A 24106-nucleotide genomic window follows, 5' to 3' on the forward strand; every position below is an offset into this window, starting at 1 on the left:
GAAACCCTCCAACACTTAGCACTCATCGTTTACGGCGTGGACTACCAGGGTATCTAATCCTGTTTGCTCCCCACGCTTTCGAGCCTCAGCGTCAGTTACAGACCAGAGAGCCGCCTTCGCCACTGGTGTTCCTCCATATATCTACGCATTTCACCGCTACACATGGAATTCCACTCTCCTCTTCTGCACTCAAGTCTCCCAGTTTCCAATGACCCTCCCCGGTTGAGCCGGGGGCTTTCACATCAGACTTAAGAAACCGCCTGCGCTCGCTTTACGCCCAATAAATCCGGACAACGCTTGCCACCTACGTATTACCGCGGCTGCTGGCACGTAGTTAGCCGTGGCTTTCTGGTTAGATACCGTCAGGGGACGTTCAGTTACTAACGTCCTTGTTCTTCTCTAACAACAGAGTTTTACGATCCGAAAACCTTCTTCACTCACGCGGCGTTGCTCGGTCAGACTTTCGTCCATTGCCGAAGATTCCCTACTGCTGCCTCCCGTAGGAGTCTGGGCCGTGTCTCAGTCCCAGTGTGGCCGATCACCCTCTCAGGTCGGCTATGCATCGTGGCCTTGGTGAGCCGTTACCTCACCAACTAGCTAATGCACCGCGGGTCCATCCATCAGCGACACCCGAAAGCGCCTTTCACTCTTATGCCATGCGGCATAAACTGTTATGCGGTATTAGCACCTGTTTCCAAGTGTTATCCCCCTCTGATGGGTAGGTTACCCACGTGTTACTCACCCGTCCGCCACTCCTCTTTCCAATTGAGCGCAAGCACTCGGGAGGAAAGAAGCGTTCGACTTGCATGTATTAGGCACGCCGCCAGCGTTCGTCCTGAGCCAGGATCAAACTCTCATAATAAAAGTTAGAACAATCTTGCGATTGTTAAGCTCAATTTGTTTGCTAGCATATTGCTTGCTTGTTAAAAATGTTTGTTGTCTTGAATTGAATCAAGACGCCCTACACATTTGGTTCGTCTATTCTTTGTTCAGTTTTCAAAGGTCTACGTTACCTCGCAGCAACTTTTATATCATAACAAACTTTCGTTTGAATGTCAAGAACTTTTTTAAAAAAGTTTTTTAAGTTGTTTTGCTCGGTTGTTGTCGTCTGTTGTGACAACTTCTATATCTTATCATCTCGTTTGTTATTTGTCAACAACTTTTTTGTTGTTTTTTCAAACTTTTTTCGAGAGATTTGAAACCAAGAATTGTTATTTAATTATTGATTTCTGAATCGCTCAGCTGTGTGACTCGCCTTGCGACATGTAATAATATATCAAGATTTTGATGTTTGGTCAACACTTTTTTTCAAAAAAATTAAAAGAAGTTTTCAATCTGTTTTCATTCTTTTCAATTATTTCGTTTTTAAACTTTTTAAATCCTAATTGTCTATCAAAACAGTTTAATTCCTTACTAAAAATCGAACAATTTGAATCATATATTTGAAATAGTTCGATTAACTTTTTTACGTCCAACATAAAAAAAGAAAGAATCTGTTCGATTATCGACAGATTCTTTCTTTTTTGTTTAAAACATTGGGACACCTTCAATATGATATTTTGACCAAATCGTTTTTAATTCTGCAGGTGCTACCCATGTATAGTCTTTATCCATTTCATTTTTAAGTGCTTGTTCATCCATCTCGAAGACAAACAGCGGAACATTTTCTTTATTGATATGCGCGTTAGTTAATTCTACTAAGCTAATTGAAGTAACGTCCAATTGAACCTCTTCTTTGAACCATTGTAGCATACTAGCTAAACCCGTCATCTCATCAGAAACTTTTGCCATCGCAAACTCAATCGCTTCACCTATTGGATGCATCAAAAATTTTTTACTACCATCGTTTAAGTTCAGTATGATTGTTCCAGCGACTTTTTTGTTAGACACGACATCCACCTCAATTAATTTTTAGATTCACTAACAAAAGAAATTGTAACACACTTTCTGAAAAAATACAGAATTATTTTTCAAGCAACTTATCCATTGCTTCATCAATCCATTCTGGAAGTTCTTTGTCTAAGGTTGCAAAGCCAATTTTTTTATTCTTATCCGTAAAATATTTTTTACGTCGATGGTTCACTGAATGAACTTTGTCTTCAAGGGTCCGTAAAGATAAGCTAATCTTTTGAGAATATTCATCAACATCAATAACTTGAACGGTTACTTTTTGTCCAACGGTTAAGAGTCCATGGATATTTTTGGTAAAGCCAGCTTGTACTTCCGAAACATGAATCAGCCCTTGTGTTTCTTCGTCTAAAGAAACAAATGCGCCATATGGTTGAAGTCCGGTAATTGTGCCAGAAAGTACCATACCAATTTTGTACTTCATCAAATTTCCTCTTTTCATACGATAAATTTCTTTTTCCGTTTCTACTCATTTAAAATAATAGCATTTTTTCAACGTTTGTGCATTATTTCTTCCCTAGTTGTTAAAACTATTGTTTCATCTTTTAAGCAAAATCTACTATACTATAGGAAGTAAGACTTTATATAGAAGAAAAGGAGTTATCTTATGTTTAATTTTAATGAAACCATTGATCGTCGCCACACGAATTGTGTTAAATGGGACACCGTTGAAACGAGTTACCACGAAAAAGATTTACTACCTTTATGGGTTGCTGATATGGATTTCAAAGTACATCAGCCTATTCTTGATGCCTTGTCACAAGTTATTGAACAGGGCATTCTAGGATATGCAGTTGCACCTAATGAACTGTATCAAGCAATTCAAGATTGGCAACGGCAACACCATCAATTGATTGTTGAAAAAGAAGAAATTTTGTTTAATAGTGGCGTGGTACCCAGTTTGGCCACAGCCGTTCAAGCGTATACAGCACCTGCTGATTCTGTCATGATTTGTGATCCAGTCTACCCCCCTTTTGCAGATGTGGTAAAACAAAATGAGCGTAGACTTGTGCGCCATTCTTTACTAGAAGTTAACGGACATTATGAAGTTGATTTGGTTAAAATGGAACAACAGATAATCGAAGAAAAGGTGAAACTGTTACTTTTTTGTAATCCCCATAATCCTGGTGGACGTGTTTGGACAAAAGAAGAATTGCTGGCAATTGGCCGTTTATGCCAAAAACACCAAGTAACTGTGGTTAGCGATGAAATTCATCAGGATTTGATTTTCAAACCGCATACCTTCACTTCCTTCACTGTCGCTGATGATGCATTTAAGGAATTCACTGTTACCTTAACCGCAGCAACGAAAACCTTTAATTTAGCGGGGATTAAAAATTCAATGCTGTTCATTCCTAATGAAAAACTACGGCAATCTTTCGTATCTTTACAAGACAAAAATCATCAAGGCGGCATCAATACTTTTGGCTACGTTGGAACGGCAGCTGCCTATCAAACAGGGGAGGAATGGCTAACGGCATTACTTGATTATTTAAAAGAAAATATTGATTTTGCCCTTTCTTTTTTCCGTGAAGAGCTGCCTAGCGTTCGTGTAATGGAGCCTGAAGGGACCTATCTTTTATGGTTAGACTTTAGTTCTTATTCACTAACGGATCGAGAACTTCGCGATACCTTAATTCATAAGGGGAAAGTGGTTCTAAATCCAGGAATTAGTTTTGGTCCCCAAGGTTCTCAACACATGCGTTTAAACTTAGCTTGTTCAAAAGAAACTCTCGAAGAAGGCCTTTTACGTATCAAAAAAGCCTTTAATTAAAAACAGCTGTCCTAGTTTTTAGGACAGCTGTTTTTAATTCTTTCTTTTGCGTTTAGCTAAATAAACTCTGACGAACCAGATACCTGAAAATAGAAGTAAAATTTCTCCAATTATGATTGTATAAAATCCTGGTTCATGAACGATTCCTTGCTGATCTACATACGTAAAAAACGTTCCTATAAATGGGAGTATTACTGCAAACAAAGCCAAGGCCATTGGATATCTGTATTTTTCTAACAAATTTGCTTCCTCTCCTTCTATTCTTTAACTCAGTATCCTATAAAGACTTCATTAAAAGAAGAGATTTGGATGCTTTTAAAAAAAAGTTAGTCGTTTTAAGAAAAAAATAAAGAGTACCAACGAATTTGTCCCTCGTTGGTACTCTCTTTTTCAATTGGTTAAACTTATTCACCAATGATTTCAACTGTGTCCATCACGACGTCAAATGTTGGACGGTCTTGGGCATCCCGTTGGACTCCACCAATTTCATCCACTACATCCATACCATCAACAACATGACCAAAAACAGTATGACGGAAGTCTAACCAAGGTGTTCCGCCTTGTTTGTAAGCTTCAATAATTTCTTCTGGAAAACCAGCGTCTTCTAACTGACTCATCATTTGAGCTGGAACATTTTGATTAGTAACAACAAAGAATTGGCTGCCATTTGTGTTAGGACCAGCATTTGCCATTGACAATGCGCCGCGCAAATTGAAAACATCCCGAGAAAATTCATCCTCAAATGCTTCTCCATAAATACTTTCGCCGCCCATTCCTGTTCCGGTTGGGTCACCGCCTTGAATCATAAAATCAGGAATCACACGATGGAAAATAACGCCATCATAGTAGCCCTTTTTCGCTAATTCAACAAAATTTTTAACCGTTTTAGGCGCTTGTTCTGGGAATAATTGAACAGTGATGTCGCCTCGGTTTGTTTTAATGACCGCTTTTGGGCCTTTAGCATTTTCTAAATCTAATTGTGGAAATTGTGACATGAGAATGTCCTCCTAGATAATTATTTTATAGTTCCATCATATCGAAAAATGCTGAAAATTGCTATGATCTTTTTCCAATGATTAAAGAATGCTTTGATTCGTTAGCCAAACTTGCTTTTTTCGAAAAGCCGTGCTATTTTGTGAAGTGTTCGCAAAACGATCAATAGTTGTCTCAACCCTAAATGAATTAGGAGGAATTTTCAAATGTCTGATGAAAAAGATATTTATGATTTAACGATTATCGGCGGCGGTCCTGTTGGATTATTTGCCGCTTTTTATGCGGGAATTCGTAAAGCGAAAACGAAAATCATTGATAGCCTGCCGCAATTAGGTGGTCAGCTAACAATGCTTTATCCCGAAAAATATATTTATGATATTCCTGGATTCCCTGCTATTAAAGCCGGTGAGTTAATTGCCAATTTGGAAAAACAGATGCAGCCATTTCAGCACGATGTTTGCTTGGAAGAAGAGGTCACACACCTTGCACAGGAAGCAGATGGACTTTTGCGCTTAGACACAACTAAAGGCACACATTATTCTAAAACGGTTATCTTTGCGATTGGTAACGGCGCTTTCCAACCTCGACGTTTAGCTATCGAAAATGTTGAAGCCTTTGAAGGTGAGTCAATCCATTATTATGTGACTGACATGAAAAAATTCGCTGGCAAAAAAGTTGCGATTGCTGGTGGCGGCGATTCCGCAATTGACTGGGCTTTAATGCTAGAAAACGTCGCAGAAGAAGTATCTATTATCCATCGTCGCCCACAATTTCGCGGCCACGAACATAGCGTGGAACAACTGGAAAAATCTAGTGTTTCTATCAGAACTCCCTATATCATTAGTGATATTTTAAAGGAAAACGAAACGTTCACAGGCATCCAATTAACGGAGACAAAAGGTGACCAAACATTGGATCTCCCTCTGGATGATTTAATTATCAATTATGGCTTCACTTCTTCTTTAACACACCTCAAAGAATGGGGATTAGACGTTTCTAGAAATGCTATTAATGTTCATTCCGATATGTCAACTAACATTCCTGGTGTATACGCTGTAGGGGATATCTGTTCCTATGAGGGAAAAGTGAAATTAATCGCTACAGGCTTTGGTGAGGCACCTACTGCCGTAAATAATGCTTTACATTACTTACGGCCCGATGCTCGACGTCAACCAGTTCATAGTACAAGTTTATTTGAAAACGGCGTACCTAAATAAGGTTAGCACTGGACTTTAGCAGTTTTTAAGCCAAGGACAAAAATCTAAATCGGATTTTTGTCCTTGGCTTTCTGCTTTACTGAAAAGCCTTTCTTTTTCTCTTTTAAATTTATTTTTGATACAATAAAAAGTGCTAGGAGGAAGAAAGATGAACCAACCAATTATTTATTTAAATGAAGTATTCAACGAAGAACAACTGGAACAAGTGAAAGCTGTGGCGCCCAATTATCTAGTTAAAACATCTACCGATCATTTATCCTCTGCTGAAGAAGAGGCAATCGAAATTATGTTAGGCTGGCATAAAGAAATTGGTCCGCGTTTATTAGCCTCTGAGGCTAGTCACCTAAAATGGATTCAGCTCATTTCTGCTGGTGCTGATTATATGGATTTTGATAAATTAAGAGAAAAAGGCATTCTGTTGTCTAATGGTAGCGGAATCCATAGTGTTTCTATCTCAGAACATGTTTTAGGCGTTTTATTAGCACATACCCGCGGACTGCAAGAAAGTATCCAACAACAAATGCAACACACATGGAATCAAACAGCCCCTTCCTATCAACAACTTTCTGGGCAAAAAATGTTAATCGTAGGCACCGGGCAAATCGGACAACAATTAGCTAAATTTGCTAAAGGTTTAAATCTTCAAGTTTATGGCGTGAATACCTCTGGACATGTGACGGAAGGCTTCATTGAATGCTATTCACAGAAGAATATGAGTAAAATTATCCATGAAATGTCCATTGTTGTGAACATTCTTCCTTTGACTGAAACAACAAAACATTTATACAATCAGGCACTTTTTGAAAAAATGGCTCCTGAAACAATTTTCGTAAATGTTGGTCGAGGCGCCTCAGTAGCAACGAACGATTTGATAACTGCCTTAAACAATAAAACCATTGCTTTTGCTGCCTTAGATGTCTTTGAAGAAGAACCTCTTCCCGAAGATAGCCCTTTATGGGAGATGCAGAATGTTTTATTAACACCTCATATTTCTGGCATGACACCGAAGTTCAAATCAAAATTACTGGCGATTTTTATTCCAAACTTAAATCAATTTGTGACGGATCAGACCCTCGTCAAAAACCAAGTTTCCTTAAAAAAAGGCTATTAACTCAAAAAAGGCCTTCAACCATCTTTCAAGTAATTGCATGGTTGAAGGCTTTTTTTTTGCTATTTTTTACCAGATAACCTTGAAGTTATCATTTGTCGACGCTTGAATGATTGGATGTTTTTTTAAATATTCTGCAATCAGTTCCGTCATATCAATTTGAATTTCTCGAATAATTTTTTCAGGTTGGAACATTTGATAGTTTCCGCCACCGACTGCTCGGTATTGATTTGTCACGATTTCCAAAACATCTTCTGCTTGCACTGCTTTGCCATGATAATTAAGTTTCGTCACTCTTTCACCAAACGGTTGTCTTAAATCAAGCGTATACTCAATGCCTTCATACATATCATAATTATAGTATTGTGGTTTTGGATCGACATATTTCGGGTTAAAAATTGGTTGGCCTTTTTCTAACACAAAATAAGTAGCGCTTTGTTCTAACGCTTCACGGAGGTCTTGTCCAGTGACACGCAATACAGCCAAGGTATTTGGATAAATGTAGTTGGTAATGATATCGCGCATCGTAATTTGATTATTAAACCCTTTGCCTTCATTGTTAAAAAGTGCAGTCCCTGAAATATCCGTTCCGCTTGAAGCCATTTGGACGTTATTAATAAATTCTATATATGGATGTTCTTTGAGGCGTACGGCATTCGGATTTTGAATCGTCATATCCCCTTCCACATTTCCCACTGGTTGGTCAAGCCACTCTTCTACCTCGTCATGTAACGCTGTTGTCAAAGCTAAAACTTCTGTATCTGGTTGTTCGTTTCCAACAGGATGAATAGCTGCGTCACTTCCAATAACGTGATAGCCTTTAGCCATAGGTTCAATTTCTAAAGTAATTTCTCCAACGAAAGCTCCTCGAAAACCTGGTTGAATCACAGGTATTCCATTCAGTTTTGTAGCAATTTCTCGATGTTGGTGACCAGTGACTAAGGCATCAATCCCAGGAACTTTTTCCAATAAATCGTAGCCTTCATTTTCTCCTGTTAGTAATTCCGTGGGTTCCCCTGTTTCTAAATCTTTTTCAAAACCGCCATGGTAAGCGACAACAACTAGGTCCGCTTCTTCCCGCAGTTTTGGCACGTATTCTGCCGCTGTTTCAACGACACTTTTAAACGTTAAATCTTTGACTGTTGCCGGCTGTTCCCAATGAGGAATATATTGAGTCGTCACGCCAAGGATGGCTACTTTAACCCCTTGTTTTTCTATGATGACATACGGCTGACCGAAATAAGGTTGTCCATCTTTACCAAGAATATTGGCAGCTAAAACTGGCTGTTGATAACTGGCAATCGTTTCCTTTAAATAATCTAATCCGTAATTAAATTCGTGGTTACCTAAAATGCTAACATCATAATCCATTTGATTAATGATCTTAGTGATGGCTTCCACTGAATGTGTTTCTGCTTTTCTTACGTAATAACTAAGCGGCGAACCTTGAATAAAATCCCCATTTTCAATTTGAAAAACTGGTCCTTTGGCAGACGCACGTAACTTTTTCAGCATGGTTGCTGCTTTTGCGGTTCCAAAAGGCAAATCCATCTTTTTTTCACTATAACTTGTTGGCATAATGTACCCATGCATATCACTTGTTGCTAAAATTTTTATTTGCATTTTGTTTCTCTCCTTCTTCCGCCCAAAAGAACAGGAAGGTTAGAACACGAGCCATAACGACTCAGATCCCAACCTCCCACGTCTGTTTATTTATTGATTATTGGTTCCATGCTTGTTCAAATTGTGATGTTGCATCTTTCAATAATTTTTTCGTGTCTTTATTTGATGAAGCAAAAATACTTTCCATAATTGTCCGCATTTCATTATAGGCTGAATCAGCATTCTCTTCTACTGGGATAGCGAATAAATCTTTTACTGCGTTTTCAAGTTGTGCAGGTACTTTGGTTGTCTTAGAGTTTTTGTACTCATCACTGTGTAAAACAGATTCTAAAATTGGCATATAACCTGTTTGTTGTGCCCAGTACAATTGTGAATCAGGAGTAGCTAAGAATTTCATGAATTCAAATGCCGCTGTCCGTTGTTCTGGCGTAGCACTATCGAACATATAAATATCTGTTCCTTGTTGTAAGTTGATTTTTTCAGGACGTGGTGCAACACCGTATTCATAGCCACCAGCTTCAGCATCTTTTTGAACAAAACCAGCACCAGCAATACTACCGACAAACATTGCTACCTTTTTGTTTGCAAATGGGCCAGATAAATATTTATCTGAACCAGCTGTGCGGAAGTAACCTGCTTCGATACCATCACGGTAATAGTCCACGACTTCTTGTGAATCTTTGCTTGTTAAATCTAAGTCTTTATTAAAATCAACGCCTTTGTTTTTCATTCCAATTGCGTAATAGTTATTTAACGAGTCAAAACCAGCACCAACGACTTCTTTGTTGGATTTTTCGTAAATTGTTTTAGAAGCTTCTTTTAATTCCTCTAATGTTTTCGGTACTTCAACACCATATTCTTTCAACAAATCAGCATTATAGAATAACATTTCTGTCGATTTATTAAATGGAATGCCGTATTGTTTGCCGTCGATTTTGGCGCCGTCTAACAATACTTCACGAATTGGCTCTGCATCTTTCCAGCCGATTGTGTCATCATCCATATATGGTTTTAAGTCCACTAACATTTCATCTTGTGCAGCATTCCATAACCAGCCTGGGTACGCTTGCGTAATTGTTGGTAAATCTTTTGGTGAAGTTAAAGTCGAATTGATTTTGGCTTGTAAATCAGGGTAAGCAGATTGATTTTGTAATTCCACTTTAATTTTTGGATTTTCTTTCATGAAGTCTTTCGTTAATTTTGTTAACGCTTCTTCTTGAACCCCATTCATTGCATGCCAGAAAGTGATTGTCGTATCTTCCTTCACTTCTTTCACAATATCGTTTGATTCTTTGGCCCCATTACCGTTACCACAAGCCCCCAATGCGAAAATAGCTGCGGTTGCTAACACTGTTGTTGCTAGAGTTTTGAACTTCATTTTTTTCTCTCCCTTAAAAAAATTTATAAAACAATTTGCTCGCCACGTTCTGGCAATATTCTTTCACCATACGGGTTTTCCAGTTTTTCTGGTTTTAACGTATGGATTGGAACCAATACTTGAGGTTCAATCAATGCAATAATTTTATCCAGATCTTCTGGAATTGCATGTCCTGAACAAGCTAAACGGACAAAAGTAATGTCTTTTTTAGCCAACAAATCTAAAAACACGCGATACTGTGGATCAAAGTCCCCTAACGGTTGCGCATCACTGTGAATGTATAAACTACCTTCTTGGAGGTTGTCAAACTGGTTCACAACTTGCCACAAATAGTCTGTTTTGTCCTTTAGTAACGTGTCATACGGGATTTCTAACGCTGGATTCAATTCTAGTATTTTACCAGATTCAGCATAATAATAACGAACTTCTATTCCAAATACTTCAAGTAACAACGCAGCCATATTTGCTTCTAAAACGACTGTACGTGGTGACTTTTCAATAATCTTAGCAAAACGTTCTACGTTTGCTGGATAACCATTAAAGGTAATTTGTCGATTCGGGTTTTCTAGTTCTAAACGAACCAAGTGCTGAACAAGATCTTCTTCACTGACAACCGCTATTTGGGCTGGATCTGGTTCACGTTCTGGGAAGCTAATGCTTACGCCTTCCATCATTAATAATTCAGTATGTTTGGCTTTTTCACAAAAAGCTAAAGTCTCTTCACGATTATGGCCATGTAAGCGCAAATCACCTGTGTATGTGATGAAATGGTCAGGCGTGCGAATCAGTAATGCCGAAGCACCGTACGCGTCATGATCAACAGGTACGATTTCCACTGAAATTTCGCCAACTTTAATCACATCGTTTTTATTAAGACCAATCATTTCTCGGGTAAAATTCTTTTCTTCAAACGGTGATGGAATCAAAAAATCACCTTTGCGATTTAAACTATTTAGAATCATTTTCGTTTCTTTTAGGGTGTACAACGGAACAGCTGGGTCTAAATAATTAATCATGCGTGAATGATCTAAATGGGCATGAGATAAGAAAACAGCGGTGTGTTGATACTCTTTGTCTTCTGCACCATGATATTCATAACCTAAACGTGGATCATATAAGTCTTTTAATTCTGGCACTAAACGATTATTAATTAAGGTTTCAATGTGATCATCGGGCAAATCTAATTCTGGTCGAAATTCTGTACCAAAATCAAAGAAGATGTGGGCATCTTTATACGCCACTTCAATCACGGTTCCTCCAATTGTTAAAATGCCACTGTGAAAAGTCACAGTTGTTTTAGCCTTTGATTCCATTTTTTGCAACTCCTCTGATAATTTCTTTTCTGAAAATCAAGTAAATAATTAAAATTGGAATAACGGTTAATGTTGCAGCAGCCATTTGTAAATGTACGTCACTACCGCTCTCTGTCGCAAAGGCCGATAGTCCATTATTCAATAGACGGTATTTTTTCTCGTTCGTCACCAACAATGGCCACAAGAAAGAATTCCAACTAGAAATAAATGTTAAAATCCCTACTGTTACTAACGCTGGTTTTGACATTGGTACTAAAATACGCCAAATATATTCTAAATCACTAGCGCCATCAATCTTGGCAGCCTTGTAAAAAGTATCAGGAATACCTTTTAAATAACCGTTTAAATAGTAAATATAAAAAATACTAGTTAAAAATGGAATAATTAAGGCGCTGTAAGTATTTAACAAACCTAATTGCGCAATCGTTTGATAATTGGTAAAAATAATAGATTCATACGGAACCATTAACAACGAAATCATCAAAGCAATGACCACATTTTTAAAACGGAACTTCAAACTCGTTAACGCGAATGAAGCTAACACGGCGGTGACTACCGTAGCAATCGTTGTAACGCCTGAAACAAAGACTGTGTTCAAGAAATACCGAAGAAAGGGTGCTTTTTGAAAGACCTCTGTGTAGTTTTGCCATTGTGGTTGTTTCGGAAACATGGTTGGCGGCATGCTGGTCGCTTCAGAGTAACTCATTAAACCAGCTAAAATCATATAGACAAATGGAAATAACGTAATAACGGCTAAAATGCCTAAGAAAACAAATGCGATAATCGTTAAAACTTTTTTCATTGGCTTATTGCCCCACTTTCTTTAAGAGTTTATTTTGTAAGAAAGTGACCACTAAAATAATCACAAATAAAATCACTGTGGCGGCCATCGCAATTCCGGGACGTCCTGCAATGTGGAATTTGTCATAAATATAGTACACTGCGGTTGTGGCACTATTGGCAATCCCCGCACGACCACCGAATAAAGCATAAACTTGTGTATAAACTTTAAAGGCGCCAATTAAATTGACCGTTAATAAAAAGGCAATGGTCGGGACTAGCTGCGGAAACGTAATACGTCGGAAAATTTCGCCGTCTGAGGCACCAAACATTTTTGCAATTTTAAAATGTTCTTCATCAATATTTCTCAACCCAGCCAACAAAATAATAATATTAAATGCTAAACTCGTCCAAACCCCAAAAATAATCAATGTCGGCATACTCATTTGAACATTATCTAGCCAGTTGACAGAAGGAATGCCGAAAAAGCCTAAGACGTAATTGACAATTCCATAATCGCCATTAAAGAAGTAACGGAAGACAATCCCAATGGCAATCGTACTCGTTACATAAGGCATAAAGAAAATCGTTTCAAAGAAACTCTTATGTTTAACTTTTTCAAAGATAATCCAAGCAATTGCTAGGGAAATTATCAAGGCAATCGGTACCACAGCAAATGCATAGAGCGCTGTATTTTTTAACGCTTTATAGAAGATTGGATCATTCAATACACGTTGGTAATTTTCTAAACCAGCGTAGCGTTGGTTAATTAAGGAACCTTTTTGGAAGCTCATCCACAAAGAACGAAACAGCGGATAAACGCTAAACAGTAAAATGATTCCTAATGATGGCAGAAGGAAGAGCCATGCTTTTGGTTGATTTTCTGGATTGTATTTTTTCATTAGTAAACCCGGTCTCCCGCTTCGTTAAAGATAAATACTTTTTTATATGAAAAATCAAAAGATAAAGTGTCTCCTTCTTCAATCGCTTCTTCTACACTTACAATTGATTTCACTTGTTCATTTCCTAATGTAAATCGTAAAATACGTTCTCGACCAATCAATTCCACTAAATCTGTCGTTGTGGTAAAGAGACCTGTTTCAGTTGGTACCACATCTTCTGGACGAGAAGCAAACGTATATTTCCCATCAGTCATTGGCATTTTAAAGCGTGCTTGCTCAAAACGCTCAAGCGGAATTTCAAAACTTTCGTGGTACATTTTGCCGTCTTTCACTTCAACAGACAATAAATTAATAATTGGGTTACCTATGAACTGAGCAACAAATAAGTTATTTGGTTCTAAGTAAAGGTTTTGAGGTTCATCATTTTGTTGAATAACCCCTTCGTTTAATAAAATAATTTTATCACTGATTGATAGCGCTTCCTCTTGGTCGTGCGTTACAAAGATTGTTGTAATGCCTACTTCTTTCACCAAGCGGCGGATTTCTTCACGAATTTTCAAACGCAAACGTGCATCCAAGTTACTTAAAGGCTCATCTAATAATAAAACATCTGGTTTTTGAACTAACGCCCGGGTAATCGCAACACGCTGTTGTTGACCACCAGAAAGTGTGCCTGGCTTTTTATGGCTTAACTCTTCAATATTCGTTAGTTTCATATATTCTTCGGCAATAGCTTGTGCCTCTGCCTTGGGAACTTTCTTACTTCCTACCGTCAAAGGAAACATTACGTTTTCTAGAACAGTCATATGTGGATATAAGGCATAGTTTTGAAAAACGAACCCGATGTTCCGATCTTTTGGTGCTGTTTTGACAACCGATTGCTGTCGAAACTGAATATCTCCATCACTTGGATGCAATAAACCTGCAATTAAGTTTAAAATTGTGGATTTCCCACACCCACTTGGTCCTAACAAACAAACCAAGTCCCCTTGCTCAATCGTAAAATTGACCGATTTTAACGCTTCAAACCCATTATCGAATACTTTTTTCAAGTCGATAACTTCTATCATGACCCAACCTCCAAAAAAACATTTAATAGCATACCTTTTGATTTTAACATTTATTTCTTGCAACCGCGAGAGCAAAGCTGTTTCATTAAGATAAAAATAGGTAAAGTTAATGTATTTTTTATGTAAAAAATGTTGTTTTTCTGAAAAGCCTATTTACACTTTTTTTAATGCACAACAAAAAAACAGAGAATTTTTCTCTGCTTTTTTGGTTATTTTTTAGAATCTTTTTCTGATTCCTTTACAATATAAATTGGTCGTTTTTTCGTTTCTAAGAAAATTTTGCCGATATATTTGCCAATAATTCCTAAACATAATAGTTGCAAACCACCTACAAAAAGTACAATACAAACCATTGAAGGCCAGCCGCTTGTTGGATCACCATTAACCAATGTTCGAAAGATAATCACTAACATTGCTAGTGCAGAACCAATACACGAAAAGGCGCCAACATATGAAGCGATATTCAATGGTGTTTCTGAAAAATTGACAATCCCGTCAATTGAATAACTTAATAGACTCCAGAAAGACCAAGAGGTTTCTCCAGCAATTCGTTCTCGATTTTTAAATTCAATATATTCTGTTTTAAAGCCGACCCAACTAAAAATCCCTTTTGAAAAACGATTATACTCAGATAACTCTAAAATCGCATCGACCATTTGTCGGGTCATGACACGGAAGTCACGGGCACCATCCACCATTTCCGTCTCAGCAATTCGATTAATGAGTTTATAGAACATCCGTGCAAAAAAGCTACGAATGGGCGGTTCGCCGTCTCTTGTTATGCGTCGTGTGCCAACACAATCTAAATCTGCACTGGTTTCAATCATCTCAATCATTTGAGGTAATAACTCAGGCGGGTCTTGTAAATCAACGTCCATGACTGTCACTAAGTCACCTGTTGCTTCTTTTAAACCAGCGTATAAGCCTGCTTCTTTCCCAAAATTTCGTGAAAAAGAAAGATAACGGACCTTCTCTGGATGTTCGCGATAAAGCTGTCTTAAAACAGCTAACGTCTTATCTTTTGAGCCATCATTCACAAATATATATTCTACTGAATGAGACAGTTGCTGGCTAATTTTTTCTACTTCTTCAAAAAACAGCGGAATCGCTGCTTCCTCATTATAACAAGGGACAACAATTGATAACATTTTATTTCCTCCACACTTCAGTTAATTATCATTATACCATATAATAGCCTTATTAAATAACGATATCCAACTAAAAATAACTTAAATAGAAAGAACCTGAGAAAAAATCCAAAACGATTTTTTCTCAGGCTGACTAGCGGTTAAACGAAAGCAACAGAAATAGTCCTACGCACTACTTCAGCCTCTTTTGTTTAGCACTAAAATTATTTTGTTAAATCTTCTTGGTTTGCTTCAAATTGATAACGCGGTTCATCATTCTTTTCATCATAATCAACAATCAAATCATACCCTTTAAAGAACCAATCATCTGTTTCTTCAATAAAATAGGTAATCCCATCTAGGTTCTCTTTAATCATTGGCTCATCTGGCGCTTCTACAGACATCGCAATGGAAAAACCATCATGAACAGGTGTTTTTCCGTAAATTTTTCCGAAAAAACGAATGCCTGTCTCAGGCTGAACCCCGGTTTCTTCTTTAAACCATTGTTGGGCTTTCGGTGTCACTTCTAATTTCATTCTTTGTTCCTCCTTCACATCTCTGTCGCCATTTATTGTAGCACAGCGCAGTGCTTTTAGAGAATAAAGTGCTTAGCCATTCATTTTTTCATCTAATAAATCAACGTCTGCGGTATCACCGATAACTAATAAATTGTCGTTTTCTCGAACAATTTCAGAAGCATCTGGCGAAGCAATTACTTCTGTTTTCGAGCGGCGAATCGCTACCACAGTTAAACCAAATCGTTGACGGAAATTTAATTCTGCTAAGGTTTTATTGTAAAATTTAGGATTGGTGACCCGAACCTCAGCTAATGAAAATTCGCTAGATAATTCAATATAATCTAAAATATTGCGTGAAACAAGTTTGTGAGCAATTCGAATACCCATATCCCGCTCTGGGTGAACGACCATGTCTGCCCCAATTTTATCTAAGACACGGGCATGATATTCATTGACTGCTTTGGCCAAGACATTGGGAACCCCCATCTCTTTAACCATTAGTGTCACTAAAATACTCGCTTGAATATCTTCACCAATTGCCACCACTACGTGATCAAAATTCCGAATTCCTAAAGAACGCAACGTCATTTCATCTTGGGCGTTAGCCACCACTGCATGCGTTGCAATATTCATATATTCATTGACACGGTCTTCACTGCTGTCAATGGCCAAAACTTCTTGACCAGCTTCCACCAAAGTTTGGCATATGCTGCCGCCAAAACGTCCTAAACCAATAATTGCAAAATTTTGTTTCATTTCTTCTGACCGCTCCTGTCTGTTCGTTAAAATTAGTATAACAAATCCATAAATAAATTCCTAGAAGGATTTCCTAGAATTTATTTATGGATTTATCTGATATTTATTTGGCTAAACCATGTTGAAAAGCATAAATCGCCGCTTGGGTCCGATCATCCACATCTAGTTTTGCTAAAATGTTTGAAACATGTGTTTTAACTGTTTTCAAAGTGATAAAGAGTTCATCAGCTATTTCCTGATTACTTTTACCTTGTGCAATCAACATTAAAATTTCGTGTTCCCGGTTTGTCAAATCTTCGTGCAACACCGGCTCTTGTTTTTTTGTTAACCGTTCCATCATCTTATGTGTCACTTCAGGTTCCAACACACGCTCTCCGCGATAAGTCGCCCGAATTGCATCAGCAATCTCATGTGCTGTTGATGTTTTTAATAGGTAGCCCGCTGCACCAGCTTCAATCGCCGGATACACTTTTTCATCATCAATAAAACTCGTCACAATAATAATCTTGGCTTCTGGCCAATCTTTCAAGATCGCTTTTGTTGAATCAATGCCGTCCATTTCTTCCATTACCAAATCCATCAAAATAACATCTGGACGTAGTTCCAATGCTTTTTCATAGCCAATCTTACCATTTTCTGCTTCGCCTACGACTTCTATATCCTCTTGAATAGATAAATATGATGAAACGCCTAAACGGACCATTTCATGGTCATCCACTAACATTACTTTGATCACTTGCAGTTTCCTCCTTTATGACAGGAACTTTAATTTCAACGCTGGTTCCCTGCCCTTTAAAACTAATAATTTTAACTGTACCGCCCATGCCGACAACACGTTCTCGAATATTATTTAAGCCATAACTACCGGCTTTATTACTTTGTTCCTTCATATCAAAGCCGACACCATCATCAACAATACGCAATAACACGTTTTTATCGACTTGGTGTAAGTATACCTCTAATTCCTTTGCTTTGGCATGTCTTAAGGTATTTGAAAGTAACTCCTGCACAATTCGGAAAAGATGATCCTCAATGCTGCTATTTAAATGAACATCTTCAACATCCCAAATCAATTCAATTTTAATTTTTGTTTGTAGTTCTTTCAGTAATTGTTCAATACCTTTACGCAAACTTTTTCCTTCTAGACTGATAGGACGCAAGTGCAATAGTAGCGCGCGCATTTCCGATTGGGAGGCATTAATGATTTCTGCCACCATGGCTAGTTGTTTACGATATGGTTCCGGGGTTTCTGTTCGTTGTGCTTGTTCATTTAATGCAGACAACATCATCATGGCTGCAAAAAGTTGTTGACTGACTGAATCATGCAACTCCCGCGCCAAACGATGCCGCTCGTTCTCTAAAATTTCTTCTTTTGTTTGCCCATCCATTAATTGCGGTCGACTGTTTAATAATTGCAATTCTTTAGACATCTCTAATAATTTATTTTTAATCGACCAAATATCTTGTTCGACTTCGGTTAGATAATGGTCTTGATTTTCACTGGTCGTTGGTTTGTTTAAGACTGGACTTTCATAATTACCGTTGGCCAATAACCGAAGTTTTTCTTCAATCCGTCCATATTGCCCTTTTTGAACCAATGAAATCAGTAAAAAGGTCAATAAGCCTATTAGTAAGGATATGAGAACAATGTGCACAATTAGTGGTAAATAAAAGACTTTTCTCTGAAGAAGCTCTAATAACCACCGGTTTTGTTTAATCGAATGAAAATATGAAAACAATGTAATTAAGATAACAATAAAGGTGCTAAGGGACGCATATAATGAAATCATGCGTCTTGAAATCCGATCGGTCATACACGGATCACCTCAACATCTCCTACTAAAGTGTTCGTCATAATTTTCAAACGACGAAGATTGGTATCATAATCATTGCTGTAAATTTTTAATGATTCGTTTTTCAATTGATATTTTTCTTCTTCAAAACGTACCGTTCCGTAAAAAGTTGAATGTTCTAACAAAATAGCTACACCTAACGGCACTAGAATTCGCGTGCGGCCAAAACCTTTACGAATAATAATAATATTGTCTTCTTTCGGTAGTAACGTATTACCTAAATCAATAATGGTGTCCCCAGAGATTAAATCAATATTGATATCGTCCCATTCATAGATATTGTTACCAATGCGTTCGTTGGCAAACCAGCGGCGTTTAAATCGTTTGCCATTTTTAGGTTCTTTTGCCGCCGTCTCCACCATAATCATTTGTTTTTTTCGCCAAGGTGCTCGCTCAGCTATATCCACGCCTGAAATCTCAAAGCCTTTTAAGCCGATAAAGAGTACGCCAAAAATCAACATAAACCAAACAGCCGTGCTGTTCATTGCACCAATGACAATAAAAACAACGCCGAGGACGAATTGAAAGTTGTTAAAATGTGTTTTAGATGCTTTCCTGGAAACGTAGGCCACAAGTAAAACGCCAATTGTTAATAAAACAGCTAATCCAGGATTATGTACAATTTGCCATAACGCCAGAATAAAAAGTAATGCTTCTGCGACGATAAAAAAGCGCCAAGGGTTATTCATAGATTTGCCTCCTCCCTCTGTCATTTATTTTACTCGTTTATTTTATTTAATCATAGTGGTTTGCGCCTCAGGTTACCATAGGACTTTAGCCCTAAATGTCCTAGATTGCGAAAGGACAGGCCTTGGAAGCTGCCTGCCCTACTCAATTATTTAGTTTGCTTCAACTTTTGTAATTTTAACTGTCATGTCGCCACCAGGTGTTGCAATAATCACTTGGTCGCCTAATTGTTTACCAATTAAGGCTTGCGCAATCGGTGAATCGTTAGAAATTTTACCAGAAAATGGATCGGCTTCGGCACTTCCTACGATTGTGTATTCCTCTTCTTCTCCATCAGGCAATTCTTGGAAAGTAACTGTTTTACCGATGGAAACTTCGTCTTGGTCCACGCCATCATTATCGATGATTTCTGCAAAACGAATCATATTTTCTAACGTTGTAATACGTCCTTCAACGAAAGCTTGTTCATCTTTAGCTGATTCATACTCTGAGTTCTCTGAAAGATCCCCAAAGCTACGAGCGATTTTAATACGCTCTACGATTTCTTTACGTTTAATTGTTTTTAATTCTTCTAGCTCTTGTTCTAATTTTTCTTTTCCTTCAAGAGTCATTGGATATACTTTTTCTACCATGTTAATTCTCCTTTTTCGCTTAACGATACGTAGTTCTTGGTTGGTTATTGAAAAAAATTCCGCTTTCAATCCACAAAAGAGTACCACGCTTTTTCTAAATTGTAAATATAATTATTGAATTTTTGTGATTTTGCTAAATTTTATTTATATAAATTTCTAGTTGCTACTCTTTCCCTCTGTTAAACAGATTACTTTTTGAGTATCTAAAAGCTTGGTGAATCATACAAAATTGATTCACCAAGCTCTTTTATGTTTTCATTTTATTCACTACTTGAATTATTGACATACTGATCTACTAATACTTGATGTTCTTCATATGTTTTTGAGAAGTAGACTTTTCCTGTAGAAATATCTGCTACAAAGTATAAATAGTCACTTGGTGTCGGATTCAAGACTGCTTTAATTGACTCCTCACTTGGGCTATCTAATGGTCCTGGTCCATAACCAGTATTTTTATACAAGTTATAAGACGAGTCCACTTCCAAGTCAGCATACGTTACAGTTTCTTTGTGTTCTCCTAGAGCATACAAAATAGAAATATCTGATTGGATCGGCATATCGGCAGCCAAGCGGTTAAAGAATACTTGCGCAATTTGTTTGCGGTCTGCTTCTTTGACTCCTTCTTTTTCAACCAATGAAGCTAACGTTAAGACTTGCTGATTGGTTAAATTCTTTGCATGAATTGTCGGCGTATATTGTTCCATTACTGTGTTCATTTTAGCAATCATTTGTTCGACAAATTCAGGAAGTGTTGCTTTTTTGTAGTAATCATAAGTTGCCGGGAACAAATAGCCTTCTAAGCGATAACGAACACCTTCTGCAGTTGCAGCACTTTCAAGTAAATCAGGATACTTAGCCTTCATTTGATTGAAGAAGTCTTCGTTTTTCATTAATGCAATGAAATCTGCTTTCTTGAAATCCGTATTTTTTTCAATGGCTTCGCCAATTTTATCTATATCGTAGCCTTCAGGAATCGTTACTTTGCCATCTGCGATTTTAGTTGGTTCTGGCGTGCCCCCTTCTTTTAGCATTTCACCAATTTCATCGAGTGTCATGCTTGGAGACATTTGATAATAGCCCGCTTGAAAATCTGTTAAGTTTTTAAATTTTACGTAGTAGTTAAAAACCATTCCGCTTTTAATGACGTTGCTTTCTTCTAAAACCGCAGCAATTTGCTTATTAGAAGATCCTTCTGGGATATGCACTTGAACAAGCTTCTTATTGTTCTTGTCTAGTGGCTGTAGCCCAGCATCTACATATTTATAAAAAGTAAACCCAAAGATTGCCATCATTAAAACTAATACAGAAACTACAATTAACACGATACGACCGACTAAACGATCTTCTTTTTTACGTGTTTGTTTTTTTGTATTTGTCGGCTTTTCGTCTGTTTCAATCGGGGTTGGCTCTTCGACTGTCTGTGTTGTCTTGTCTTTCCCACGTCTTCGAGCAGCTCTAGAACCTGCACGTGTTTGTGTTGTGCGGCTCGCTGTTTCTTGTGATTCATCATATGAAGGTTGGGGAGACCTATCATTTTTTTCAGAGGAATCAGGTTGATCGCCATCATTTCTACCTTTTAAAGACCCAGTTACTTGATCTCTAAGCGAAGATTTGGGATCTTGGTTATTTTGGTTATCATTAGCCAAAACTAACCCTCCTTACTATTCTATCGTTTATGACTGAAACTATTATACATGAAACCTCTTTAAAATTAAATGTTTTTAATAAAAAGACCGTCATTCCCCGATAAAAAATTCATCATTGACAACGTTTAAAGCCTATGATGGCGCTTTTCTATTGAAACGATAATAAATCTTAAAATCCTCCTAAATTTATCGAAAATCCATTTTCTATTAAGAATTTTGTAGCAAAATAGCACCTAAGTCTTTAGGCGATTGTACTAGGAATGTCGCTCCCGCCTCTTGTAATTCTGTTTCTTCACCAAATCCATACAAGACACCTATACTATCTAAGCCATTTTGTTGAGCACCAAGAATGTCATGATTACGATCACCAACCATGATAATTGCTTCTTTGGTTGGGTCTAATTGAGCTTCCGTTAATGCATACTGAATCACATCTGCTTTTTTAGAACGATGACCGTCCATGCTCGCTCCATAGATGCCTGTAAAATAACGATCTAAATCAAAATGAGTAATAATCTTTTTAGCAAATTCTTCTGGCTTGGAAGTCGCAATGTATAACTTTGCTCCCGCTTCCTTTAACCTTGTTAGTACCTCTGGGATCCCTGGATACACATGATTTTCAAACATACCTTTTCTCTGATAATACGCTCGATAATGACCCACGGCTTGTTGCGCTGCTTCAGCTGAAGGCGCCATGTGCAAAAATGACTCATATAAAGGCGGCCCTATGAAAGAACGTAACGTCTCCTCGCTAGGAGCTGGCCAGCCTAATTGTTCTGTTGCGTACAAAATAGAACGCATAATGCCGCTACCAGAATCCGTAATTGTGCCATCTAAATCAAATAAAATCGTTTGATACATCTTCACTTCACTACTTTCTAGCATTTTTTGTCTAATTGATTCTTCAAAATAAGATACGCAAAAGAAGCACATTTTTCAGCGCTTCTCTGCCTTTTTATTTATTTTGCTGTAAACGTATCTGGTTTTTTATCTGATTGCTGCATTTCATAGGCAATGGCTTCAACGATTCGACGGCTAGCTTGACCATCCCCATACGGATTTTGTGCATGCGCCATCGCGTGGTAAGCATCAGAATCAGTCAATAATGTTTTCGCCTCTTGATAGACTACTTGTTCGTCTGTACCAACCAATTTCAATGTTCCTGCCGCTACGCCTTCTGGACGTTCCGTTGTATCTCGTAAAACTAAAACTGGCACCCCTAAGGAAGGAGCTTCTTCTTGCACACCGCCAGAATCAGTTAAAATTAACGCACTTTTCGCTGCAAAATTTTGAAAATCTTTGACATCCAATGGTTCAATTAAATGCACACGAGCTAATTCACCTAAGTGTTCCGCTACTATTTCACGGACTTTGGGATTTTTGTGCATAGGGAAAATGACTTCAATTTCTGGATGTTCCATTACAAGTCGACGAACAGCTTTAAAAACATTTGCCATTGGCAGGCCTAAATTTTCACGACGATGCATTGTGATTAGTACAATGCGTTGGTCTGTAGGGATTTTTTCCAATAAATCATTTTGATAGTGGGCATCAACGGTGTACGCCATCGCGTCAATCGCTGTATTGCCAGTCACATAAATATGTTCTTCTGGATGATTTTCTTTGATTAAATTGTCCTTACTTTGAGTGGTTGGGGCAAAATAAATATCAGTTAACACGTCTACCAGTTGACGATTCATTTCTTCCGGAAACGGAGAATATTTTTGCCAGGTCCGCAATCCTGCTTCCACATGTCCCACTGGAATCTGTTGATAAAAAGCAGCCAATGCAGCCGCAAATGACGTGGTTGTATCGCCATGAACCAAGACAATATCCGGCTGTTCTGTCACAAGAACCTCAGTTAATAAATTCAAAACACGACTTGTAATATCTGTTAAGGTTTGCCCATCTTTCATGATATTTAAATCATGATTCGGTGTAATTTGAAAATCTTCTAACACTTGATCCAACATTTGGCGATGTTGCGCTGTTACGACTACTACAGAGTCAAATCCTTGACTTTGCTCTTCTAAAACTTTGATTAAAGGGGCCATTTTGATTGCTTCTGGCCGTGTTCCAAAAACCGTCATTACTTTAATTTTCTTCATCATTTTCCTCCTAATTCTATGTTAGTTTCGGGTATTTTTGTTGGCGAAATTCTTCTGCTCGTTGAATATAATGTAAGGCGTTCGTATGATTACTGGCTATTTCTGCTGCCGTTAACGGACGGATAACCTTCGCGGGTCGACCAAATGCTAAAACATTTGGCGGGATAATTTTGCCTTCCGTCACTAAAGAACCCGCACCAATCAGGCTGTTTTCTCCAATAATAGCGTTATTTAGAATGGTTGAACCCATGCCAATCAAAGCACCATCACCGATTTTACAACCGTGTAACATGCATTGATGGCCCACCGTTACATACTTGCCTACAATTGTCGGGGCATCTTCATCAACATGAATAATCGTGCCATCTTGAATATTACTACCTTCACCAATGGTAATTGTGTTACTGTCACCTCTTAAGACCGACTGAAACCAAATGTTACTATCCTTCGCTAGTTGTACGTTTCCATAGACATCTGCACTAGCAGCAATAAAATACTCTTTTTTCAAACCCTGTCACCTCTTTTCATTAAGTATAGACAAGAATTCCTCACTTTCATAGTAAAAAAGACAAGAAAAGAGCGTGGGACAAAAATCACTTTGGATTTTTGCTCCACGCTCAAAAACTGATAAACGGCGGGAACAAAAGCAACTCCTTCGGAAATAAGCCGGAATTCTCCAAAAATTACAGAACAATTTTCGGAAATTCCTTCTT

The 24106-nt window shown here is 37.8% G+C and carries 25 protein-coding genes and 1 rRNA gene (1 of these 26 cut by a window edge); 3 read left to right on the forward strand and 23 right to left on the reverse strand.

Features of this window, described 5'->3' with window-relative positions:
- From IGK27_RS11025 to IGK27_RS11040, 4 genes are all read right to left on the reverse strand, one after another.
- A 16S ribosomal RNA gene (locus IGK27_RS11025) occupies positions 1-862 on the reverse strand; it reaches 699 nt to the left of the window's first position.
- 433 nt (positions 863-1295) lie between these two features.
- Positions 1296-1544, reverse strand: coding sequence for a hypothetical protein (locus tag IGK27_RS11030; protein WP_002387756.1), 249 nt, complete (start codon positions 1542-1544; stop codon positions 1296-1298).
- A complete protein-coding gene (locus IGK27_RS11035; RefSeq protein ID WP_002385270.1) occupies positions 1528-1899 on the reverse strand; it encodes a hypothetical protein in 372 nt (123 codons plus the stop codon). The genes IGK27_RS11030 and IGK27_RS11035 overlap by 17 nt, the downstream gene beginning before the upstream one ends.
- Before the next feature lie 64 nt (positions 1900-1963).
- On the reverse strand, positions 1964-2332 hold the full coding sequence (locus IGK27_RS11040) for a CvfD/Ygs/GSP13 family RNA-binding post-transcriptional regulator (RefSeq protein ID WP_002365178.1): 369 nt from the start codon (positions 2330-2332) through the stop codon (positions 1964-1966).
- A gap of 183 nt (positions 2333-2515) precedes the next feature.
- On the opposite strand from IGK27_RS11040, the gene IGK27_RS11045 reads away from it, so the two are divergent.
- Complete coding sequence (locus IGK27_RS11045; protein WP_010709900.1) at positions 2516-3682, forward strand: MalY/PatB family protein; 1167 nt, start codon at positions 2516-2518, stop codon at positions 3680-3682.
- Positions 3683-3715: 33 nt separating this feature from the next.
- Here the strand turns inward: IGK27_RS11045 and IGK27_RS11050 are convergent, their stop codons facing one another.
- Together IGK27_RS11050 and IGK27_RS11055 are read right to left on the reverse strand one after the other, a co-directional pair.
- Complete coding sequence (locus IGK27_RS11050) at positions 3716-3922, reverse strand: DUF3955 domain-containing protein (protein WP_002355151.1); 207 nt, start codon at positions 3920-3922, stop codon at positions 3716-3718.
- Positions 3923-4086: 164 nt separating this feature from the next.
- Positions 4087-4677 carry a peptidylprolyl isomerase gene (locus IGK27_RS11055; protein ID WP_002355150.1) on the reverse strand — a complete coding sequence of 197 codons (591 nt, stop codon included), beginning with the start codon at positions 4675-4677 and terminating at the stop codon, positions 4087-4089.
- A gap of 204 nt (positions 4678-4881) precedes the next feature.
- Between IGK27_RS11055 and IGK27_RS11060 the strand changes: the two genes are divergently transcribed.
- Together IGK27_RS11060 and IGK27_RS11065 are read left to right on the forward strand one after the other, a co-directional pair.
- On the forward strand, positions 4882-5892 hold the full coding sequence (locus IGK27_RS11060) for an NAD(P)/FAD-dependent oxidoreductase (RefSeq protein WP_002368301.1): 1011 nt from the start codon (positions 4882-4884) through the stop codon (positions 5890-5892).
- 148 nt (positions 5893-6040) lie between these two features.
- Complete coding sequence (locus IGK27_RS11065) at positions 6041-7003, forward strand: phosphoglycerate dehydrogenase (RefSeq protein WP_010830660.1); 963 nt, start codon at positions 6041-6043, stop codon at positions 7001-7003.
- Between the two features lie 66 nt (positions 7004-7069).
- Here the strand turns inward: IGK27_RS11065 and IGK27_RS11070 are convergent, their stop codons facing one another.
- From IGK27_RS11070 to IGK27_RS11150, 17 genes are all read right to left on the reverse strand, one after another.
- On the reverse strand, positions 7070-8623 hold the full coding sequence (locus IGK27_RS11070; protein WP_002378739.1) for a bifunctional metallophosphatase/5'-nucleotidase: 1554 nt from the start codon (positions 8621-8623) through the stop codon (positions 7070-7072).
- Between the two features lie 97 nt (positions 8624-8720).
- A complete protein-coding gene (locus IGK27_RS11075; protein ID WP_002359172.1) occupies positions 8721-10001 on the reverse strand; it encodes an extracellular solute-binding protein in 1281 nt (426 codons plus the stop codon).
- 23 nt (positions 10002-10024) lie between these two features.
- Entirely contained in the window at positions 10025-11314 is a 1290-nt protein-coding gene (locus IGK27_RS11080; RefSeq protein ID WP_002371395.1) for an MBL fold metallo-hydrolase, read from the reverse strand.
- Entirely contained in the window at positions 11298-12116 is an 819-nt protein-coding gene (locus IGK27_RS11085; protein ID WP_002355144.1) for a carbohydrate ABC transporter permease, read from the reverse strand. The genes IGK27_RS11080 and IGK27_RS11085 overlap by 17 nt, the downstream gene beginning before the upstream one ends.
- A gap of 4 nt (positions 12117-12120) precedes the next feature.
- Complete coding sequence (locus IGK27_RS11090; protein ID WP_002355143.1) at positions 12121-12996, reverse strand: carbohydrate ABC transporter permease; 876 nt, start codon at positions 12994-12996, stop codon at positions 12121-12123.
- Entirely contained in the window at positions 12996-14129 is a 1134-nt protein-coding gene (locus tag IGK27_RS11095; RefSeq protein WP_002385276.1) for an ABC transporter ATP-binding protein, read from the reverse strand. Before IGK27_RS11095 ends, IGK27_RS11090 begins: the two co-directional genes overlap by 1 nt.
- A gap of 146 nt (positions 14130-14275) precedes the next feature.
- Positions 14276-15214, reverse strand: coding sequence for a glycosyltransferase family 2 protein (locus IGK27_RS11100; RefSeq protein ID WP_002365181.1), 939 nt, complete (start codon positions 15212-15214; stop codon positions 14276-14278).
- Positions 15215-15417: 203 nt separating this feature from the next.
- On the reverse strand, positions 15418-15747 hold the full coding sequence (locus tag IGK27_RS11105) for a HesB/YadR/YfhF family protein (RefSeq protein WP_002355140.1): 330 nt from the start codon (positions 15745-15747) through the stop codon (positions 15418-15420).
- A gap of 54 nt (positions 15748-15801) precedes the next feature.
- Entirely contained in the window at positions 15802-16467 is a 666-nt protein-coding gene (locus IGK27_RS11110; RefSeq protein WP_002355139.1) for a potassium channel family protein, read from the reverse strand.
- A 103-nt stretch (positions 16468-16570) separates the two neighbouring features.
- Complete coding sequence (locus tag IGK27_RS11115; RefSeq protein ID WP_002355137.1) at positions 16571-17203, reverse strand: response regulator; 633 nt, start codon at positions 17201-17203, stop codon at positions 16571-16573.
- Positions 17178-18281, reverse strand: a complete 1104-nt coding sequence (locus IGK27_RS11120) for a sensor histidine kinase (RefSeq protein WP_002365182.1) — start codon at positions 18279-18281, stop codon at positions 17178-17180. The genes IGK27_RS11115 and IGK27_RS11120 overlap by 26 nt, the downstream gene beginning before the upstream one ends.
- Positions 18278-19009: a cell wall-active antibiotics response protein LiaF gene (gene liaF, locus IGK27_RS11125; protein WP_002381168.1), complete on the reverse strand. Its 732-nt coding sequence runs from the start codon at positions 19007-19009 to the stop codon at positions 18278-18280. Before liaF ends, IGK27_RS11120 begins: the two co-directional genes overlap by 4 nt.
- Positions 19010-19159: 150 nt before the next feature.
- Positions 19160-19639, reverse strand: coding sequence for a transcription elongation factor GreA (greA, locus tag IGK27_RS11130; RefSeq protein ID WP_002355133.1), 480 nt, complete (start codon positions 19637-19639; stop codon positions 19160-19162).
- 260 nt (positions 19640-19899) lie between these two features.
- A complete protein-coding gene (gene mltG, locus IGK27_RS11135) occupies positions 19900-21285 on the reverse strand; it encodes an endolytic transglycosylase MltG (protein ID WP_002407365.1) in 1386 nt (461 codons plus the stop codon).
- Between the two features lie 207 nt (positions 21286-21492).
- On the reverse strand, positions 21493-22170 hold the full coding sequence (locus IGK27_RS11140; protein WP_002386325.1) for an HAD family hydrolase: 678 nt from the start codon (positions 22168-22170) through the stop codon (positions 21493-21495).
- A 74-nt stretch (positions 22171-22244) separates the two neighbouring features.
- Positions 22245-23396: a non-hydrolyzing UDP-N-acetylglucosamine 2-epimerase gene (gene wecB / locus IGK27_RS11145; protein ID WP_002402063.1), complete on the reverse strand. Its 1152-nt coding sequence runs from the start codon at positions 23394-23396 to the stop codon at positions 22245-22247.
- A gap of 13 nt (positions 23397-23409) precedes the next feature.
- Positions 23410-23901: a gamma carbonic anhydrase family protein gene (locus tag IGK27_RS11150; protein ID WP_002355129.1), complete on the reverse strand. Its 492-nt coding sequence runs from the start codon at positions 23899-23901 to the stop codon at positions 23410-23412.
- Between the last annotated feature and the right edge of the window lie 205 nt (positions 23902-24106).

Source organism: Enterococcus sp. DIV0236 (assembly GCF_050558525.1).
Taxonomy (GTDB): Bacteria; Bacillota; Bacilli; order Lactobacillales; family Enterococcaceae; genus Enterococcus; species Enterococcus faecalis.

Excerpts from the sequence above, each read along its gene's own strand:
- IGK27_RS11040 (WP_002365178.1), bottom strand. The coding sequence starts at position 2,332 with ATGAAGTACAAAATTGGTATGGTACTTTCTGGCACAATTACCGGACTT.
- IGK27_RS11045 (WP_010709900.1), top strand. The coding sequence starts at position 2,516 with ATGTTTAATTTTAATGAAACCATTGATCGTCGCCACACGAATTGTGTT.
- IGK27_RS11055 (WP_002355150.1), bottom strand. The coding sequence starts at position 4,677 with ATGTCACAATTTCCACAATTAGATTTAGAAAATGCTAAAGGCCCAAAA.
- IGK27_RS11060 (WP_002368301.1), top strand. The coding sequence starts at position 4,882 with ATGTCTGATGAAAAAGATATTTATGATTTAACGATTATCGGCGGCGGT.
- IGK27_RS11065 (WP_010830660.1), top strand. The coding sequence starts at position 6,041 with ATGAACCAACCAATTATTTATTTAAATGAAGTATTCAACGAAGAACAA.
- IGK27_RS11070 (WP_002378739.1), bottom strand. The coding sequence starts at position 8,623 with ATGCAAATAAAAATTTTAGCAACAAGTGATATGCATGGGTACATTATG.
- IGK27_RS11075 (WP_002359172.1), bottom strand. The coding sequence starts at position 10,001 with ATGAAGTTCAAAACTCTAGCAACAACAGTGTTAGCAACCGCAGCTATT.
- IGK27_RS11080 (WP_002371395.1), bottom strand. The coding sequence starts at position 11,314 with ATGGAATCAAAGGCTAAAACAACTGTGACTTTTCACAGTGGCATTTTA.
- IGK27_RS11085 (WP_002355144.1), bottom strand. The coding sequence starts at position 12,116 with ATGAAAAAAGTTTTAACGATTATCGCATTTGTTTTCTTAGGCATTTTA.
- IGK27_RS11090 (WP_002355143.1), bottom strand. The coding sequence starts at position 12,996 with ATGAAAAAATACAATCCAGAAAATCAACCAAAAGCATGGCTCTTCCTT.
- IGK27_RS11100 (WP_002365181.1), bottom strand. The coding sequence starts at position 15,214 with ATGTTATCAATTGTTGTCCCTTGTTATAATGAGGAAGCAGCGATTCCG.
- IGK27_RS11110 (WP_002355139.1), bottom strand. The coding sequence starts at position 16,467 with ATGAAACAAAATTTTGCAATTATTGGTTTAGGACGTTTTGGCGGCAGC.
- IGK27_RS11120 (WP_002365182.1), bottom strand. The coding sequence starts at position 18,281 with ATGACCGATCGGATTTCAAGACGCATGATTTCATTATATGCGTCCCTT.
- liaF (WP_002381168.1), bottom strand. The coding sequence starts at position 19,009 with ATGAATAACCCTTGGCGCTTTTTTATCGTCGCAGAAGCATTACTTTTT.
- greA (WP_002355133.1), bottom strand. The coding sequence starts at position 19,639 with ATGGTAGAAAAAGTATATCCAATGACTCTTGAAGGAAAAGAAAAATTA.
- IGK27_RS11140 (WP_002386325.1), bottom strand. The coding sequence starts at position 22,170 with ATGCTAGAAAGTAGTGAAGTGAAGATGTATCAAACGATTTTATTTGAT.
- wecB (WP_002402063.1), bottom strand. The coding sequence starts at position 23,396 with ATGATGAAGAAAATTAAAGTAATGACGGTTTTTGGAACACGGCCAGAA.